The sequence below is a fragment of the Lysinibacillus sp. NPDC093692 genome, assembly GCF_050280125.1.
GTDB lineage: Bacteria > Bacillota > Bacilli > Bacillales_A > Planococcaceae > Lysinibacillus.
Genome location: NZ_JBNNUW010000006.1, coordinates 64,760 through 80,768 on the forward strand (window position 1 = coordinate 64,760; position 16,009 = coordinate 80,768).

At 36.4% G+C, this 16,009-nt stretch carries 17 protein-coding genes and 1 riboswitch; of the genes, 11 read left to right on the forward strand and 6 right to left on the reverse strand.

Going from position 1 to position 16,009, the window contains the following annotated elements; genetic code table 11:
* Nucleotides 1–145: 145 nt before the first annotated feature.
* Nucleotides 146–499, reverse strand: coding sequence for a hypothetical protein (locus ACQKN4_RS08495; protein WP_079562148.1), 354 nt, complete (start codon nucleotides 497–499; stop codon nucleotides 146–148).
* A gap of 23 nt (nucleotides 500–522) precedes the next feature.
* Nucleotides 523–1,218: a DUF2225 domain-containing protein gene (locus tag ACQKN4_RS08500; RefSeq protein WP_079562149.1), complete on the reverse strand. Its 696-nt coding sequence runs from the start codon at nucleotides 1,216–1,218 to the stop codon at nucleotides 523–525.
* A gap of 748 nt (nucleotides 1,219–1,966) precedes the next feature.
* Between ACQKN4_RS08500 and ACQKN4_RS08505 the strand changes: the two genes are divergently transcribed.
* Nucleotides 1,967–2,740 carry a Cof-type HAD-IIB family hydrolase gene (locus tag ACQKN4_RS08505; protein ID WP_079562150.1) on the forward strand — a complete coding sequence of 258 codons (774 nt, stop codon included), beginning with the start codon at nucleotides 1,967–1,969 and terminating at the stop codon, nucleotides 2,738–2,740.
* 102 nt (nucleotides 2,741–2,842) lie between these two features.
* Nucleotides 2,843–3,448 carry a DedA family protein gene (locus ACQKN4_RS08510; RefSeq protein WP_427483328.1) on the forward strand — a complete coding sequence of 202 codons (606 nt, stop codon included), beginning with the start codon at nucleotides 2,843–2,845 and terminating at the stop codon, nucleotides 3,446–3,448.
* A 44-nt stretch (nucleotides 3,449–3,492) separates the two neighbouring features.
* Here ACQKN4_RS08510 and ACQKN4_RS08515 read toward each other — a convergent pair whose 3' ends face one another.
* The 3 genes from ACQKN4_RS08515 to ACQKN4_RS08525 form a co-directional block, all read right to left on the reverse strand.
* Entirely contained in the window at nucleotides 3,493–4,230 is a 738-nt protein-coding gene (locus ACQKN4_RS08515; protein WP_427483331.1) for a cyclase family protein, read from the reverse strand.
* A 126-nt stretch (nucleotides 4,231–4,356) separates the two neighbouring features.
* Nucleotides 4,357–4,461: riboswitch (SAM riboswitch) on the reverse strand.
* Nucleotides 4,462–4,621: 160 nt separating this feature from the next.
* Complete coding sequence (locus ACQKN4_RS08520) at nucleotides 4,622–5,029, reverse strand: hypothetical protein (protein ID WP_079562153.1); 408 nt, start codon at nucleotides 5,027–5,029, stop codon at nucleotides 4,622–4,624.
* 348 nt (nucleotides 5,030–5,377) lie between these two features.
* Nucleotides 5,378–6,562, reverse strand: coding sequence for an MFS transporter (locus ACQKN4_RS08525; RefSeq protein ID WP_079562155.1), 1,185 nt, complete (start codon nucleotides 6,560–6,562; stop codon nucleotides 5,378–5,380).
* Between the two features lie 110 nt (nucleotides 6,563–6,672).
* Between ACQKN4_RS08525 and ACQKN4_RS08530 the strand changes: the two genes are divergently transcribed.
* Entirely contained in the window at nucleotides 6,673–7,056 is a 384-nt protein-coding gene (locus ACQKN4_RS08530; protein ID WP_079562156.1) for a winged helix-turn-helix transcriptional regulator, read from the forward strand.
* Between the two features lie 54 nt (nucleotides 7,057–7,110).
* On the opposite strand, the gene ACQKN4_RS08535 is transcribed toward ACQKN4_RS08530, so the two are convergent.
* Nucleotides 7,111–7,956, reverse strand: coding sequence for an aldo/keto reductase (locus ACQKN4_RS08535; RefSeq protein ID WP_079562157.1), 846 nt, complete (start codon nucleotides 7,954–7,956; stop codon nucleotides 7,111–7,113).
* A gap of 225 nt (nucleotides 7,957–8,181) precedes the next feature.
* Here ACQKN4_RS08535 and ACQKN4_RS08540 point away from each other — a divergent pair, with 225 nt between their 5' ends.
* The 8 genes from ACQKN4_RS08540 to ACQKN4_RS08575 all read left to right on the forward strand — a co-directional run bounded on the left by ACQKN4_RS08540 (nucleotide 8,182) and on the right by ACQKN4_RS08575 (nucleotide 15,924).
* Nucleotides 8,182–8,991, forward strand: a complete 810-nt coding sequence (locus ACQKN4_RS08540; protein WP_079562158.1) for a GNAT family N-acetyltransferase — start codon at nucleotides 8,182–8,184, stop codon at nucleotides 8,989–8,991.
* Between the two features lie 78 nt (nucleotides 8,992–9,069).
* Nucleotides 9,070–9,516, forward strand: a complete 447-nt coding sequence (locus ACQKN4_RS08545; protein WP_427483334.1) for a VOC family protein — start codon at nucleotides 9,070–9,072, stop codon at nucleotides 9,514–9,516.
* 276 nt (nucleotides 9,517–9,792) lie between these two features.
* Nucleotides 9,793–10,461: a response regulator transcription factor gene (locus ACQKN4_RS08550; protein WP_079562160.1), complete on the forward strand. Its 669-nt coding sequence runs from the start codon at nucleotides 9,793–9,795 to the stop codon at nucleotides 10,459–10,461.
* The gene (locus ACQKN4_RS08555) at nucleotides 10,458–11,819 is read left to right on the forward strand and encodes a sensor histidine kinase (protein WP_427483337.1); all 1,362 of its coding nucleotides are present in this window, start codon (nucleotides 10,458–10,460) and stop codon (nucleotides 11,817–11,819) included. Before ACQKN4_RS08550 ends, ACQKN4_RS08555 begins: the two co-directional genes overlap by 4 nt.
* A 422-nt stretch (nucleotides 11,820–12,241) precedes the next feature.
* The gene (locus ACQKN4_RS08560; RefSeq protein WP_427483339.1) at nucleotides 12,242–13,153 is read left to right on the forward strand and encodes an ATP-binding cassette domain-containing protein; all 912 of its coding nucleotides are present in this window, start codon (nucleotides 12,242–12,244) and stop codon (nucleotides 13,151–13,153) included.
* Complete coding sequence (locus ACQKN4_RS08565; protein ID WP_427483341.1) at nucleotides 13,150–13,860, forward strand: ABC transporter permease; 711 nt, start codon at nucleotides 13,150–13,152, stop codon at nucleotides 13,858–13,860. Before ACQKN4_RS08560 ends, ACQKN4_RS08565 begins: the two co-directional genes overlap by 4 nt.
* On the forward strand, nucleotides 13,860–14,594 hold the full coding sequence (locus tag ACQKN4_RS08570) for an ABC transporter permease (RefSeq protein WP_079562165.1): 735 nt from the start codon (nucleotides 13,860–13,862) through the stop codon (nucleotides 14,592–14,594). Before ACQKN4_RS08565 ends, ACQKN4_RS08570 begins: the two co-directional genes overlap by 1 nt.
* Nucleotides 14,595–14,661: 67 nt before the next feature.
* The gene (locus ACQKN4_RS08575; RefSeq protein WP_079562166.1) at nucleotides 14,662–15,924 is read left to right on the forward strand and encodes an erythromycin esterase family protein; all 1,263 of its coding nucleotides are present in this window, start codon (nucleotides 14,662–14,664) and stop codon (nucleotides 15,922–15,924) included.
* Nucleotides 15,925–16,009: the final 85 nt, after the last annotated feature.

A 16,009-nucleotide genomic window follows, 5' to 3' on the forward strand; every position in this document is an offset into this window, starting at 1 on the left:
CGACTCCTCGGGGCGTCAGCGACAAAGCGCCCAGCCGGAACGGAAATCAACCACACGTTAGGGTGATGAGCCATTATTAAAGTTATTTGAGCGAAGACAGTAAAAAAACATCTCCAAAGTGTAAGTACACTGTAGAGATGTAATTTTATTTATAGTGATACGTGCTAGCTCTAGGATGATTCCGTTGTATTTGATTGAACCATGCACGATCCTTTTCCTCTTGTTTTAATGTACTAACGATTGTTGATGAGCAACTAACACAGATTTTTGCCTGAGTAATTTGTCCACAGCGTTCACAAGGCGCCCCTAAATTAGGGAAAATCGATTTTTTTAACTTTCCTGCTTTTACCCATTTATAGAGTAGGTCTGATGAAACCCCAGTCACTGCAACTACCTCATCGTTCGTTAAATAGCGATTATTTTTTCTTAGTAAAAAATGATGCAATTCCGAAAAAATATCTTCTTCTCTCACATCAATCCTATTAGTAAATAGCAACATATTTATTACTCTCCCCGTTTACATTAATTGATGACTTCTCCTATATTGTCATTTACGTTGTTAGGTTGATCGTCGTATTTATAGTTTTCCCAACGATTTCGTGCTAGTTTTCGATATTTATTGGAAACATGTCGATCTGCAATTAATCGAGAGAATCCTTTTTTCGCCTCAGCAATATCTCCAAGTCGAAGGCTTAATTCTGCATGTAAATATTGAATTCTCTCTCCGCCCTCTTGATTGGATGCAAAAGATTTACTGTAAAAGTCTCTTGCTGCAAAGAGGTAGCGCATTTCCGATTCATGATCATTTTTTAAGCGATATAGCCAGGCTATTTTTAGTGCGAAATTGGCCATAAGAAGTGACTCTTCCATTGATGCTCTTGATACAAGATAGGCTAATTTAAGGCTTACAATGGCATCATCAATCGTACGTTCCTTGCAAATATCCATTGGTTTTTGTAGCTCTTTAATGTACAGCTCATCTATAAGAAGCATGAAAGGTCCATACGTTCTTGTCATAGTTTTGTGATAAGCGTAGCCACAATGCGGACAAACGGCAACCTCATACAATAACGGGTTTAAACCTTCATAAACTGGCATGAAGTCTGTTTGTTCCTCGATAATTTTATATCGATTAGGGCGAACTTTATATGTAGTAAAATGCTTTTTGCAAAACTTACAATCCACACTACTTTCATAGTAATAAATATTAAATGCCATAAGAATCAACTCCTTTCCACCCAAATAATTTTATGTAGAAGACTCCTACCTCTGATGGTAGTAAGAGGGATGTGAATATATTTCTTTTGTTCTATTTATATGAAGGGCAATGTCGTTCAATATATTTAATTTAGTTTCTCTTATTTTAACAATTCTATGTTCTTTGGTATACTCCTTTAGAATTATTAAAATAAAAATGTTCAATGCTTTTTTAGTTATTTGAAATACCGATACGTACCCGTAATAGTATTTATCGGTGTTGCTGAAGTAATTTACATGTTCGTTTTAGTTTGTCGAAATACGTACAAATGTTTAAATAAATAACTACTTATTTTTTTATTATAAAGTCGTTTGTGCAGGTTAAAATACCTATATTGTGTTTTGGAATAAAGATGCTTCCTCTCAATTATTAACGTAAAATTACAAGTATGCTGGATAGGGAATATAGGATTATGATTGACGGTAAAGAGGAGCCAATTAACGCTCGCCTGTAGTGGAAATGAGTGTCTTTAAATTAGATTCATCATCAAAATTGTGGATGACATTTATAGGGTAATCTTCGTTCCGGCTGGGCAAATCCTTGGGCAGCTACGAAGCGGCTCATCGGACGCCCCCAGGAAGCTCTACTCTGTGCGAAAGCGTAGCGGCAGCAGCAAAGCGCCCTGCCGAACGGAAATCATCCCCCATGCTTTGGTGTTATTCCTCTGCTAGATTTACATCTAATATGTAAAATGAAAAGGAGCAAACGATGGATTATAAAATTGTATTCTTTGATGTAGATGGAACGCTTGTTAATTATGAAGATGGTCGTATGCAAGAACGTACAAGGACCGCTATTCAACAATTAAAGGATAAAGGAATTCATATTGTAGCTGCTACAGGAAGACCTTTATCAATGTGCCAGGATTTAAGGAATGTAGGAATAGAGACGTTTATTACAGCTAATGGTGCATATGTTAAGCACCAAGATCAAGTCATACATAAAATACCGATTGCCAAAGAAGTAGTCCAAGTAGTGAAGGCTTTTGCTGATGAAAATAAACAAAGTCTATCGTTTTTTACAGAAACATTATCAATGAATAACGTTCAAGAAGAAGAGACATTAAAAGCTATGAAAGAAACATTATCTTTGCGAGAGTTTCCCGTTATCAATGAAGATATTGGAACGAAAGAAGTGTATTTAATGTGTTTATATGGTGATGAGGATGTTGAGAAAAAGTATACCTCCACATTTCCTCATTTATTATTTAAAAGGTGGCATCCTAACATAACAAATGTTTTGCAGCATGATGTTTCTAAGTCTATTGCTGTTCAAGCTGTACTAGAATATTTCGACTTGAGTCCTGATGAAGCACTTGCTTTTGGGGATGGAGATAATGATATCGATATGCTAGAGCAGGTCGGCTTCGGTATTGCAATGGGTAACGGTAGTGAAGCATTAAAAAATATCGCTAATTTTGTAACAAAGAAATCAACTGAAGATGGTATTGATTATGCTCTTCGTGAGCTAGGAATCATTTAATGGAAAAAACTGTATTGAATTCATAACACTCATAATGTTGTCTCCATTGAGTTATGATAAAGCTAACTATAAAAATTATTATGCTTTAGGTGGGATGGATTTATGGCGCAGCATGTGCAATCTCTTATTGAACATTATGGATATTTTGGCATCATTCTTGTCCTAATTGGGGGGATTGTCGGGCTGCCACTTCCTGATGAATTATTTTTGACATATGTAGGGTATAGCGTTTATCGAGAAACGCTTGCACATATTCCTGCTTTAATCAGCGCTATCGTAGGTGCGGTAGGAGGAATTACTTTGAGCTACTATATAGGCTATAGATTCGGGCTACCTTTATTGCAAAAATACGGTTCGAAAATTCATATTACTGAGCAGAAAATTGATTTTACTAAAGAGTTATTTGCAAAAATAGGGCCGGGATTATTATTAATAGGATATTTTATTCCTGGTGTGCGCCATCTTACAGCATATATTGCCGCTATTAATAATTATCCTTATAAAAAATTTGCTTTCTTTGCGTATACGGGAGCAGTTATATGGACATTTACGTTTATTACTTTAGGTAATGTACTAGGTGAGAAATGGCATTATGTTGAGGCATATTTATCCCGTTACAGCATTTATCTTATAGTATTGTTTATAATAATTATGCTGATCGTTTATGTTGTTTTTAAAAAAAGGAATCCCACTAATATAAATGATTAAGAAAGGTCTGGTTCAATATTTATTGAATCAGACCTGTTGCTATATTAAGGCAATATAGCAAATGAACGAACAGGGAATCCAGATGCTTTTTCAGGCTTCGGCACAATATTGAATATAACGGCGCCTTTTGGAGGTAGCTTATCCAAATTTGTCATAAGCTCAATTTGATAAGTATCTTGGTCAAGCACAAAATATTCGCCGTCTAACTTACCGTTTTTACGAAAATCTGTTGCTGAATCCGTATCAAAAGTTTCGTGGCCGATTGCACTTACTTTTCGTTCGTTGAATAAAAATTGCAAAGCTTCTAATCCCCAGCCAGGAATATGATTATTGCCATCGGTATCTTTATTGCTGAAAGCCTCTTTATCTGGCCAACGTTTACTCCAATCTGTACGCAGCGCAACAAAGGTACCTTCTTCAATTTCTCCATATTCAGCTTCAAAGTTAAGAATATCTTGAACGCTTAACGTGTAGTCGTTGTTAATTTCAGCTTCCTTCGATTTATCAATAACGATTAGTGGGAGTACTAGTTCTTTTAGCTCCAATTCCTCTAAATAGCGTGTTTCTTGCACGAAATGGATAGGTGGGTCGATATGTGTTCCGTATTGTCCAGGGAAAGAGAATTGTTGTGCAAAGAATCCATCATCATGTGAAAATAATGTTTCAAATTTTGCATCATCAAACATAAAGAAATGAGGAGAGTTTGGACCGAATGTATGTGTTAAATCAACCCATTCTTTTGATTTCAATAATTTTATTGCTTGTAAAAGTTCGTTTGCCATACTATTTCCCTGCTTTCTGTGCATATTTTGGGTGCGATTCTTTGCGTATCATTCACGTTAAAGAGCAAATAAAAAAGAGTCCTCCTTGTAGAAGAGGACTCTTGTGCAAAGCAAATGCAGTAAGTCTTCTCATCTTCAAGGCTAAATTATGCCATTTGGAATTAGCACCATACCTATAGGCTGGTTGCTGAGACTTCATAGGGCCAATCCCTCCGTCTCTCTTGATAAGAAAATACGATATAAAAATTTTCAGAAATAAAGTTTACAAATAATTTAGCATATTTATAGGTTACAAGTTCAATAGGGATACGAGGTTAAAAAATTTCAACACTTCAAAACCTCCAAAAGCATGCGAAAAGCAAAAAGAGGCCCTCTTCAAAGGGCCAACTCTTCACCAACTCAAAGCTAATGTAAGCTTACAACAGCCGCTATCAGTAAATATTATACGAATGCCATCTGGCGTATAGGTAGTTTCGAATTTTATCGTAACGCCCGTTGACGTAATTAATTTTTCAACTTCTGTTTTATTTGATAGTTGCGCTGCGTTCATAAGATCATGTGCAAATTGCTCTGATTCATCAATTTTATCCGTAAGTAATTGTGCTTGCTGCATAATAATCTTGACTCGTTTCGCGGAAGTCTTTAATTTCACTGTATTGATGGATGGAAATGGACTTCTATTCGTTGGGTCAGGCATTGCTAGATGTCTAGAAGGTTGTTGAGTAGTTGGTTGATTTGCCATTACCCATGCCGGATAATAATTAGGATAGACAAAATACGGATAAGGATTGTAATACAACTAAATTTCCTCCTATCCTATAGTTGATACATTATCTTATGTACAACAAAGACTTTAGGTGTTAATGGCAAATGCTTTGAAAAGCCTGAGCGAAAAGGTACTCAAGTCTCTGCAAAAGGAGGGATTGATTTCCGTCATCGCTGATCCCCGAGGAGTCGCCCAGCCTCCACTCCAATCAACATGTATCTTCTGGCATGGCACTTTAATTTATAGTGATAAAAAAACATTAGCCACAGATTTTTTGAGCGAAAGCGAAGTAGCTTAGAACGGAAATTATCCTCATTTAAAGTGCTATAACATTGACAAATATGTCCTTTTCATTGTTTTTTGATCCTATAAGCAAGGGGACTATTGTTTGTTTCTATCAAAGATTAACCATAGGAATGTAGTAGCTGCTGCAAGCATCACTAAGCCGAATCCGTATATAGGTGTATGTGCTAATGATTGGTGGCGAATGATGAATCCTCCAATGTATGACCCTATAAAAATGCCAATGTTAAAGGCCGAAATGTTTAATGCGGAAGCCATTGAAATAGCTGATGGTATATATTTTTCTGAAAGCTGAACGGCATAAAGCTGTAATCCCGGTACATTCATAAACATAAATAGACCCATCATAAGGACCATTAATAATCCCATGATTGATGACTCCAAAAAGAAGCCAATGCCGAGTACAGCCAGTGCTAAGCCGATAAAGATAATAAAGATAGAACGTAAAGGGTTATTATTCGCAAAATGACCACCTAATGTATTACCGATTGCAACACAAATACCGTATCCGATTAAGATCACGACAATTGCTTTCGGTGAGTAGCCCATATACTTCTCTAAAATAGGGGAAATATACGTATATACTACGAATGCGCCACCATATCCAATTGAGGTAATAAAGAGAATTAGTAGCATTCTTATATTCCCTAAGATTTTCCCGATATCTCGAATAGATATTGGATTTCCTTTAGATAATTGACTAGGTACAAGCAGGGCATTACTAATTAATCCGATAATACCAATAACAACAATGAAAAAGAACGACATTCGCCAGTCAGTTACTTGTCCAATAAAAGTTCCTAGCGGGACGCCTGTGACAGTTGCTAATGTTAACCCTGTGAACATAAAAGCTATTGCACTTGCTCGTTTATTAGGTTCCACAACATCTGCAGCGATAACAGAGGCAATAGACATAAACACGCCATGTGCTAATGCTGAAATAACACGGCCGATTATTAGTAATGAGAATAAGGGTGCTAGAGCTGTGAGTAAATTACCAATAATAAAAAGTACCATGACGAGCAGTAACACATTTTTCCGACTAAAGCTTGATGTACATGCTGTCAAAAGCGGTGCACCAATAGTTACGCCTAGTGCATATATGGATACGGTTAAACCCGCAGTACTTAACGTTATACCAAAATCTTCTGTTATTAATGGGAGGAGTCCGACGCTGATAAATTCTGTTGAGCCAATGCCAAAAGCACTGATTGCAAGTGCGAGTAATGTTAGTTTAGCATTCGGAACTTTTGTTTCTTTCATTCTATTACTATCTCCTTTGATTTTTTGTATAGTGTATTGTAATATTCATACATGCCTAAAAGTTGTATAGAGTACTTTTAGTTACTTTTGAATATTTCAGGAGGTTTACAATGAAAAAAGTTTATAATATTGGTGTTGAAGCCACTCTTGAAGTCATTGGGGGCAAATGGAAACCTATTATTCTTTGTCATCTTAACCACCATGGTAAGATTCGTACGAATGAATTCCGCCGATTGATTCCAGGCATCTCGCAAAAAATGCTAACGAGCCAATTGCGTGAATTAGAGCAGTCTGGTTTAATTAATCGCAAGGTTTTCAATCAAGTACCGCCAAAAGTTGAATATTCGCTAACACCTTATGGTCAAGAGATGGACCCTGTGTTGAACGTCCTTTGCACTTGGGGTGAAAAACATATCGAAAAGCTACAAGATAAAGGTGAAGATGTACTGTTAATGCAACGTGATGAGGATATCGCGATGATGCATACATCTTAAATAGATTGGAAAGAGACTGTCTGAGAAGAAAATTAGACAGTCTCTTTTTTCCGTTTATAGAGCAAAGTCAAAGTCATCTGGATTTGGGCCAACACGTTGTTCCAGATTCATAGCGTTAATGATCGCCATCTCTTCTTCAGTTAGGGTGAAATCAAAAATATCAGCGTTTTGAATCATACGTTCTTTACGCACAGATTTTGGAATTGTGATGATACCGTTTTGAATATCCCAGCGTAAAATAACTTGAGCATTTGATTTCCCGTATTTTTCAGCTATTGTTGAAATAGTTTCGTGATCAAGAAGCCCACCTTGCATTAACGGTGCCCAAGCTTCCATTTGTATATTGTGCGCTTCGCAAAATGAACGTAGCTCAGCTTGTTGTAAATGTGGATGGAATTCCACTTGGTTAATAACAGGTGTGATACGTGCTATTTTAAGAAGATCCTGTAAATGTGACGTATGGAAATTACATACGCCAATTGCTTTAATTTTCCCTTGCTCGTATAAATCTTCGAGTGCCTTCCAAGCTTCTTGATATTTATTTTTACCTGGCCAATGAATAAGGTAGAGGTCTAAATAATCTAGCCCTAATTTTTCTAAGCTTTCCTCGTATGCTGCAATTGTCGCTTCATAGCTCAAGTCATCGTTCCATACTTTGGATGTAATAAATAAATCCTCACGCTGTAAATCAGTAGTTGTTAGTGCCTGCCTAATACCTTCACCAACCCCTGCTTCATTGCCATAAATAGCGGCAGTATCGATGCTACGGTAACCGACCTCAATCGCATTTTTCACTATTTCTGCTGTAGCATCATTCTCTACTTTGAATACGCCTAACCCCATTCCTGGCATTTGTAAGCCATTATTTAATGTGATTGTATCTTGTAAATGATTGATCATTTTTCTGTCCTCCAATTTTCGTTGTTGCTTTGTGCTTTTTTATTATGCTTTCGTTCCATTGCGAAAAAAAGTACGCACTTTTTAGTTTCATAGAAACGTGGAGGTTACTTTTGTGAAATATCAATGATTCACAGGAAGAAATTTTTATAGTTTACGTAGTTCGGTCACCTGGGTGGATTACAATTAGTGGTAGAAAAGTAAAAATTATAGGGTGGTGAATAAGGGGTGGTAATAACGAAAAACTTGGCAGATCACTTTGAAATGACGGAAATCAAGATGTTTGAGTCGAGGCTGAATGCAATAAAGGAAATTCAGAACAATGCTATGGGAGTAGAGGTTGGTCAATTTGATGGTGCCTATGCTTTTTTCATTAAAAATATCCCCGGTCCCTCATACAATGTGGTAAAGGGTGATAGCTTTAGTTCAGAGGATACGATAGATAAAATACTTAGCTTTTATAAAGCAAGGGAAATCCCAGCCCGTTTTGATTTAGCCCCTCAATATGTAAACACTACTTCGCTAAAAAACTTACATAATGCTGGTTTTTTTCAGAGTGATTTTCATGCAACATTATATTGTGAGCTAAATGAAGAGATGGTAGGGAAAACAAAGAATTCGTGCATTAAAATAAGGCAAATCGATGAAGACGGATTTGATCGTTACGGAAATATCTATGTTGAAGGTTTTGGTATGCCAGCATTTTTAGCAGAAAGTGTTGCGACAAATAATCAGGTGTTGCATGACAAGCCTGGCTGGTCGTTTTATATTGCTTCTCTTCAGGGTGAGGACGTTGGTGTTGGTTCTTTATATGTATATAATGGGACGGCCGTTTTAGCTGCCTTTGCCGTGAAACAAATTGCCCGTAATCAAGGAATTCACCAAGCGTTAATACAGTTTCGTATCAACGAATCCCTCAAACAAAATTGTAGTGTAATGATAGGGCACGCCAAATTTGCATCTATTAGTCAAAACAATATGGAGCGTTGTGGATTGAAAATGGCTTATACAAAGAGTACATGGACAGAAGCAACATGAGGATTGCAAGAAGCTAGAAGGGGATTCAATGCTTAAGATAGAATAAGTAATTGAATCTTTTATAAAGGAGAGAGTAGGATGAATCGTTTAAATTTAATTACATTGGGTGTAAAGGATATGATCGAGTCTCTTAGGTTTTATAGAGAGGGTCTGGGATTTGAAGTGGTTGTGTATGGCAAGGAAACAAACCCAGATGTTATTTTCTTTAATAATGGAGGGACAAAAATCTCACTGTTTCCGATTGAGCGTTTAGTAAAAGATATAAACGAGGCAAATCCACCAGCTATTGGTAATGGCTTTAATGGGATTACGCTTGCTTATAATGGAAAATCGAAAGAAGAAGTTGATCAAGTGTTTGAATTAGCTAAAAATGCCGGAGCGGAAATCGTCAAGGAGCCAGAAACTGTATTTTGGGGTGGTTATAGTGGCTATTTCCAAGATCCGAACGGCTACTATTGGGAAGTTGCTTACGGGGACATGTGGCAGTTTGATGATCATGATATGTTGATTATTACAAATAACTGAAAAGATTGACGTATTTGGGGAATCCAAATACGTTTTTTTGATGGTTAGCTTGTTTTATCGAGAAATAATTTGGTTTTATCGACGTAATTTTTAATTTATCACCCAATTATTTAGTTTTATCACCCAAATTTTTAATTTTATCGACATATCCCTAGCCTTAGATGTGATTTATGCAATGACTCTCTCACTTTACAGACAATGATTGAGTACAAATCTATGAAATCGTATAATACAGAATAACATTTATTTCTAAAATCTAGATTGGGAGGATTACCATTGTATCGGATATTGTACATAGAAGACGAAAAAGAGATCGGCCAATGGGTGACAAAGGATTTAACGGAAAGAGGCTATGAGGTTACATGGCTTGAATCTGGGGAAGAGGTCGATCAGCACATAGCTTTTAAAGATATCGCTATATTGGATGTGATGCTGCCAGGCTTAGATGGCTTTTCAATTGGCAAAAGAATTAAGCGAGAAAATAAAGAGATCCCAATTTTAATGCTGTCAGCACGAACTGCCGTTGAGGATAAAATAGAAGGCCTTAACTTCGCGGACGATTATTTAACGAAGCCATTCCACCCAGATGAACTTATAGCCCGTATAGAGGTTTTACTAAGAAGATATCAAAAAAATGATGATGTATTAGATCTTCAGCATTTAAAAATTTATACGAAAGATATGCGGATTATCAACAAGGAAACTGATGAAGAAATTCAATTAACGGGTAAGCAATTCTATTTATTACAGTATTTTATTCGCCATTTAAATCAAATTTTAACGAAGGAACAGCTCTATGAAGGTGTCTGGGGAGAAAGCTACATAGAAGGCGATAAAACATTAATGGTACATATTCGATACTTAAGAGAAAAAATAGAAATAAATCCTGCTAAGCCGACAATTATTGAAACCATTCGTGGTATTGGATACAGGGTGAAACAATGAAATTTTTTCGTTCATTACTAGCTAAGTATATGTTTATCATTCTGTTCGCTATATCTATTGTTCAAATAGCCTATCTCGTCATTCCTCTTTTTGTTTTAGGGATTGCCCAAAATGGAGAAGATGATCTTTCAAAGGGAGCTGAGATTGAGAGTAAAGTAGAGGGAAAATGGCATGCAGAAGCTAAAAGTTTAAAAAACATGACAGAGGAAGCAATTGTTCAACATTTTGAAAGTTGGAAGAAACAATACCCTAAAGCATCTATGTTTTGGGTAGGTGAGGATGGTACATTGCTTACAACATTGAATGTGACTGAGCAACTTCCATCAAAATGGACACCAGCATTTACAACAAAGTTTATAAAAGAACGCTATGGTGGAGATCCATTTACTGTCATTGCTTTTTTAGGTGAGGATGAATCGAATGGATTTATCGTTTTTGAAATTCCTAAAGAAGTGTTTACACCACCAATTAGGAGTGTTTATGAAAAATATGGTGCCTTTGTATTTTTTGGTGTTATTGCGATTATTTTATTTTTCATTATCATCTCCTTTTTATTTTTCAAAGGGATTCGGAAACGACTGTTGCACCTTCAAGAAGCAATGGAACTTCGTGATGTAGATGGCCTACCTATTGAAACAAAGGTCAAGAAGAAGGATGAAATCGGTCAGCTTGAACATAGCTTTAATCGCATGGTGTGCGAGCTTAGGGAAAGTAAGAATCGCGAGCAAAAGGAAGAACAGTTAAGACGTGAATTGATTGCTAATTTATCACATGATTTACGAACACCATTAACGAAAATACGGGCGCAATCCTATTCAATAAGTAAAGAAGCATTATCAAAGGATGGAAAACAAGCGATTAAGGCAATGGAAGCATCGATTGTTAGTGTTGACGCTTTAATAGAAAATTTAATGTCCTATACACTGTTGATGGCTAGTAAATATAAATTTGAGGCGAAAGAAATCAACGTTATTCGTTTTGTACGTGAGCAAATGACTACATGGTATTCAGTATTTGAAAAGGAAGGCTTTGAAATCGATATTGAACTACATTCATTTGAGAAAAATGAATGGCAAGTGGATCCGATTTGGCTTGGACGTATATTTGATAATTTATTTCAAAATATATTACGCCATGCAAGTAGCGGGAAATATATTGGCGTTGAAACCGAATCGACGGAGCATTATGATGCATTTATCATAAAAGATCACGGGAACGGAATGAAAAATGAATCCGATGCTAAAGGCGCTGGTATTGGCTTATCTATAGTCGATATTATGGTGAAGGGCATGAATTTAGATTGGGATATTGAGTCAAGTGAATACGGCACCAAAATTAAAATTAAACACTACAAATAGAATAATTCGTGAAGCATGTTAAGGCATGCTTCATTTTCATACTTAGATTGATTGTCCAAATAGTATGTCTGCAAAGTTCTTTTTAAAGCTCATCACAAAAATAGGGATTCCAATTGATAAAACGTACGCCATGTAAATAAGTTGATCTTCGTTACGGCTGGGCGATTCCTTGGAGATCAGCAATCGAGGAACGAAGGCTAAAACCATCACATCCTGTGATAACGCCTTCGTGACCAACATCGTGTTGGCCTGAGGCAGCGGGTGTGTTTTCTGTGCGAAAGCGTAGCGGCAGCTACAAAGCGCCCAGCCGGAACGGAACTCAACCCATGTTTTGATAAATTGTCTTTTTTAAACAAAATTTAACCTTGAACCTTACCTGTTTTTAACCTTCATTTCTTATGATAATTACAGAGGTGAGGACAATGGAATATATCGTACAAACAGAAAATTTATCAAAGAGCTTTGGTAAAGAGCAAGCTGTATCAAATATAAATTTAAAAATACGCAAAGGTGAAATATACGGATTTTTAGGACCGAATGGAGCGGGTAAAACGACGACGATTCGTATGCTTCTTGGTCTAATGAAGCCATCTTCCGGAACTGTTAAAATGTTCCAAAAAGATCTAACGAAGGAACGAATTAATATTTTATCAAAGGTTGGTTCATTAGTAGAGAACCCTTCTTATTATCCACATTTAACGGCCTATGAAAATTTAGAAGCGTTAAGAAAAATTTTAGGTGTACCGAAGTCACGGATCGATGAAGTGTTAGAAATTGTTCGTTTGAAGGATGCCGCAGATAAAAAAGTAAAGGGCTTTTCTCTTGGGATGAAACAGCGTTTAGGTATAGCTGCATCGTTGTTACATAATCCTGAATTACTTATTTTAGATGAACCAACGAATGGTCTTGATCCATCTGGTATTATCGAAATTCGTAATTTGATTAAACGACTACCTTCAGAATATGGAATGACGATTATTATTTCAAGCCATCTATTATCTGAAATTGATCAAATGGCTACGCAAGTAGGTATTGTGACAAAGGGGAAAATGATTTTCCAAGATTCAATTGAAGCAATGCGTAGATTTGCCCAGCCAAAGGTAGTCATTAAAGTGAGTGATAGTGAAAAGGGCTGGCGTTCATTAGTAGCAAATGGTATTAAGGCAGAACATAAGGATGACCTCATCTTATTTGATGAATGCTCAGATGAAAAGGTAGCACATATTGTACAAATCCTTGTACAAGAAGGCATTTCGGTTTACCGAGTGGAAGAAGAGAAACGATCTTTAGAGGATATTTTCCTTCAAATGACAACAGGAGAGCAAGCGCTATGATAGGAAAACTATTAACTTCTGACTTTTTGAAAATTAAACGCAAAGGATTATGGTTTCTAACAGCTTTAGGACCAATCGGTGTTGTTGCGATGCAAATGGTAAATTACGGCGTAAGGAAGGACTATTTGTTAGAGCAAAGCGAGGACGATTGGGGCTACTATTTATTAAATGTTCATTCATTTACACCACTTGCTATCGTTTTAGGGATTGCTATTTTAACTTCATTTATAGCGAGTATTGAAAATGAAACGAACGCGTGGAAGCAATTAATTGCACTACCGGTGTCTAAATTGACAGTGTATTTATCAAAATTCTCGGTCTTGGCAATTTTACTGTTCTTGTCTTCCACGATTTTAATGCTAGTGACACTGGCTTACGGAGTCTTTTTAGACTTAGGCGATAGCACACCATATATGGAAATTGCTAAATTTGCTTACTATCCATATTTTGCGTCATTGCCAATATTGGCACTTCAACTTTGGATTGCAAGTGTTTGTCATAATCAGGGGATCCCAATTACAGTAGGCATTTTCGGCGTGATTTTTGCCTATTCCTCCTTTGTATTGCCTGATTGGATGATTTGGAAATGGCCATCTTTAATGAATCAATGGGATGAAACCGTTATAAATGTCGTGCTTGGAATCAGCATCGGTATTTTGCTGTATATTATCGGAATGATAGATTTCGCTAGAAGGGATGTAAAGTAATGGGATCTATATTGAGCGCTGAATGGTTTAAATTACGTAAATCAAAAATGGTGCCATTAATTTTGGCAGGACCTATAATCGGACTTTTTATAGGATTAACATCGAATTTTAGTGATATGGCGGATTCTGGAGTTAATGAATGGTATAGCTCGTTAATTTCTATGAATTTATTGTATGCATTATTATTTCTACCTTTAATTTCAGGAGTATTTGCGAGTCTAATTTGTAGATATGAACATCAATCTGGTGGCTGGAAACAACTTTTAGCACTACCTGTGACAAGAGGGAAAGTGTTTGCCGCAAAGTATGTATTAATTATGCTTCTTGTGATGGCGATGCAGATATTATATTTATGTTCTATATATGCAGTAGGTCTTATGAAAGGCTACTCAGATCCCTTCCCAATGGAAATTGTGTGGAAAAGTATTTTTGGCGGATGGCTAGCGACAATGCCATTAGTCGCGTTGCAGCTTTGGACGTCCATTATGTTTAAAAGTTTTGCTGCTCCATTTGCAGTAAACGTTGTATTTACTTTACCGTCTATATTAGCGGTCAATTCCGCACGTTTTGGACCTTACTATCCATGGGGGCAGCCCTTCTTGATGATGAATGTAGGTGGTAATACAGGTGATGTATTCTTCGTGCCTTGGGATCAATTATTAACAGTTGTAGGAGGAGGATTCTTACTGTTTTTCCTTGGAGGATATTTATATTTCCAACGAAAAGCTATATAAAGTGTGGGACTATTTCATTCTGCTAATGTGGAGTAACTTTTTTATAAATAAAGGGAGGCTTTTTTAAATGGCACTTGTTAAAAGGAGTTTTTTGTTAATTTCAACAATATTTCTTGTGTTTGTTTTAGCGGGGTGGGGAAAGGTAGAGGCTGTTAAGGATGCTTCAAAATATACATCCGCGGTTGAAAATATCGATATTCCAAATGACGTGAAAGTAATTGGTTTTGGAGAAGCAACACATGGTAACGTTGAATTCCAAACTTTAAAGAAAGATGTATTTCAAGCTTTAATAAAAAATGAAAATGTTCGTGTGTTTGTGTTAGAAGGTGATTTTGGTGGCGCTCAGCAAATTAATCAGTTTATTTTAAATGGTACTGGCACAGCTGAGGAAGCGGTAAAAGCTTTGGATTATGGTATTTATAAAACAGAGCAAATGATTGAGTTTGTTCAGTGGATGCATGATTACAATATGACTGCCAATGAGAAAGATAAAATTTATTTTTATGGTAACGATATGCAACGCTATGATTATAGTAAAAAAGGATTACTAGACTATTACGAAGTGGTCAATAGTGAAGGTGCTAAGAAATATAAGGAACAGCTAAAAGATGCGACGAATAAAACAATGAGAGATTTATCTAGTAGTCAGCTAGAGAAACTTGACAAAAGTATGGATGCAATCATAAAGGATTTGCAAACAAATAAAGATTCTTATGAAAAGAAATCGTCGAAAGAAGCTTATTTACTTGCTGCTCAATATGCGCAAATTATGAAGCAGCGAACGCAATTATTTTTAAGTGATAATAATTATGCAAATCTTCGTGATGAATATTTAGCGAACAACTTACAATGGATCGTTGATTTTGAAGCGGGTCGAGGTCATGATAAAGTACTGATGTCTGCTCATAATGGACATATAGAAAAAACTTCGGCGAATCTGGCAGGGTACAAATCTATGGGCCAATACTTAGACGAAGTGTATAAAGATGCGTACTTTGCTATTGGGACTGACTTTGTTAAAAATACGTTTCAAGCACAAAATGAGTCTGGCGTAAGAAAAGAGTATACAATTAAGCACCGTAATGCATTAATAGATGCTTTCAGCGAAGTGAAGGAAAATATATTCTATGTAGACTTTAAAAAGGCTAATGAATCTCAGGATTTAGCTGACATCTTAGCACAAAAACAAAGAATGGGTAATATCGGAGATGACTTTAGTGTTTGGTATAAGTTTATGAAGATGCTTTATACAATTAATATGACACCTGCTGAGGCATATGATGGCATTATAATTGTGCAAAAGGCAACACCAACAAAGGTTATTGATTAACGTGGAGAAAAGCTATTGAGACAATGAAATTAAAGTATGACTCTTATGGCAAAATGAGGGGTTGATTTCCGTTCCGACTGGGCGA

Coding starts and splice junctions, on each gene's coding strand:
- ACQKN4_RS08535 (WP_079562157.1), bottom strand. CDS start 7,956: ATGATCAATCATTTACAAGATACAATCACATTAAATAATGGCTTACAA.
- ACQKN4_RS08575 (WP_079562166.1), top strand. CDS start 14,662: ATGGCACTTGTTAAAAGGAGTTTTTTGTTAATTTCAACAATATTTCTT.
- ACQKN4_RS08570 (WP_079562165.1), top strand. CDS start 13,860: ATGGGATCTATATTGAGCGCTGAATGGTTTAAATTACGTAAATCAAAA.
- ACQKN4_RS08500 (WP_079562149.1), bottom strand. CDS start 1,218: ATGGCATTTAATATTTATTACTATGAAAGTAGTGTGGATTGTAAGTTT.
- ACQKN4_RS08545 (WP_427483334.1), top strand. CDS start 9,070: ATGAATCGTTTAAATTTAATTACATTGGGTGTAAAGGATATGATCGAG.
- ACQKN4_RS08505 (WP_079562150.1), top strand. CDS start 1,967: ATGGATTATAAAATTGTATTCTTTGATGTAGATGGAACGCTTGTTAAT.
- ACQKN4_RS08510 (WP_427483328.1), top strand. CDS start 2,843: ATGGCGCAGCATGTGCAATCTCTTATTGAACATTATGGATATTTTGGC.
- ACQKN4_RS08525 (WP_079562155.1), bottom strand. CDS start 6,562: ATGAAAGAAACAAAAGTTCCGAATGCTAAACTAACATTACTCGCACTT.
- ACQKN4_RS08515 (WP_427483331.1), bottom strand. CDS start 4,230: ATGGCAAACGAACTTTTACAAGCAATAAAATTATTGAAATCAAAAGAA.
- ACQKN4_RS08495 (WP_079562148.1), bottom strand. CDS start 499: ATGTTGCTATTTACTAATAGGATTGATGTGAGAGAAGAAGATATTTTT.
- ACQKN4_RS08530 (WP_079562156.1), top strand. CDS start 6,673: ATGAAAAAAGTTTATAATATTGGTGTTGAAGCCACTCTTGAAGTCATT.
- ACQKN4_RS08565 (WP_427483341.1), top strand. CDS start 13,150: ATGATAGGAAAACTATTAACTTCTGACTTTTTGAAAATTAAACGCAAA.
- ACQKN4_RS08555 (WP_427483337.1), top strand. CDS start 10,458: ATGAAATTTTTTCGTTCATTACTAGCTAAGTATATGTTTATCATTCTG.
- ACQKN4_RS08560 (WP_427483339.1), top strand. CDS start 12,242: ATGGAATATATCGTACAAACAGAAAATTTATCAAAGAGCTTTGGTAAA.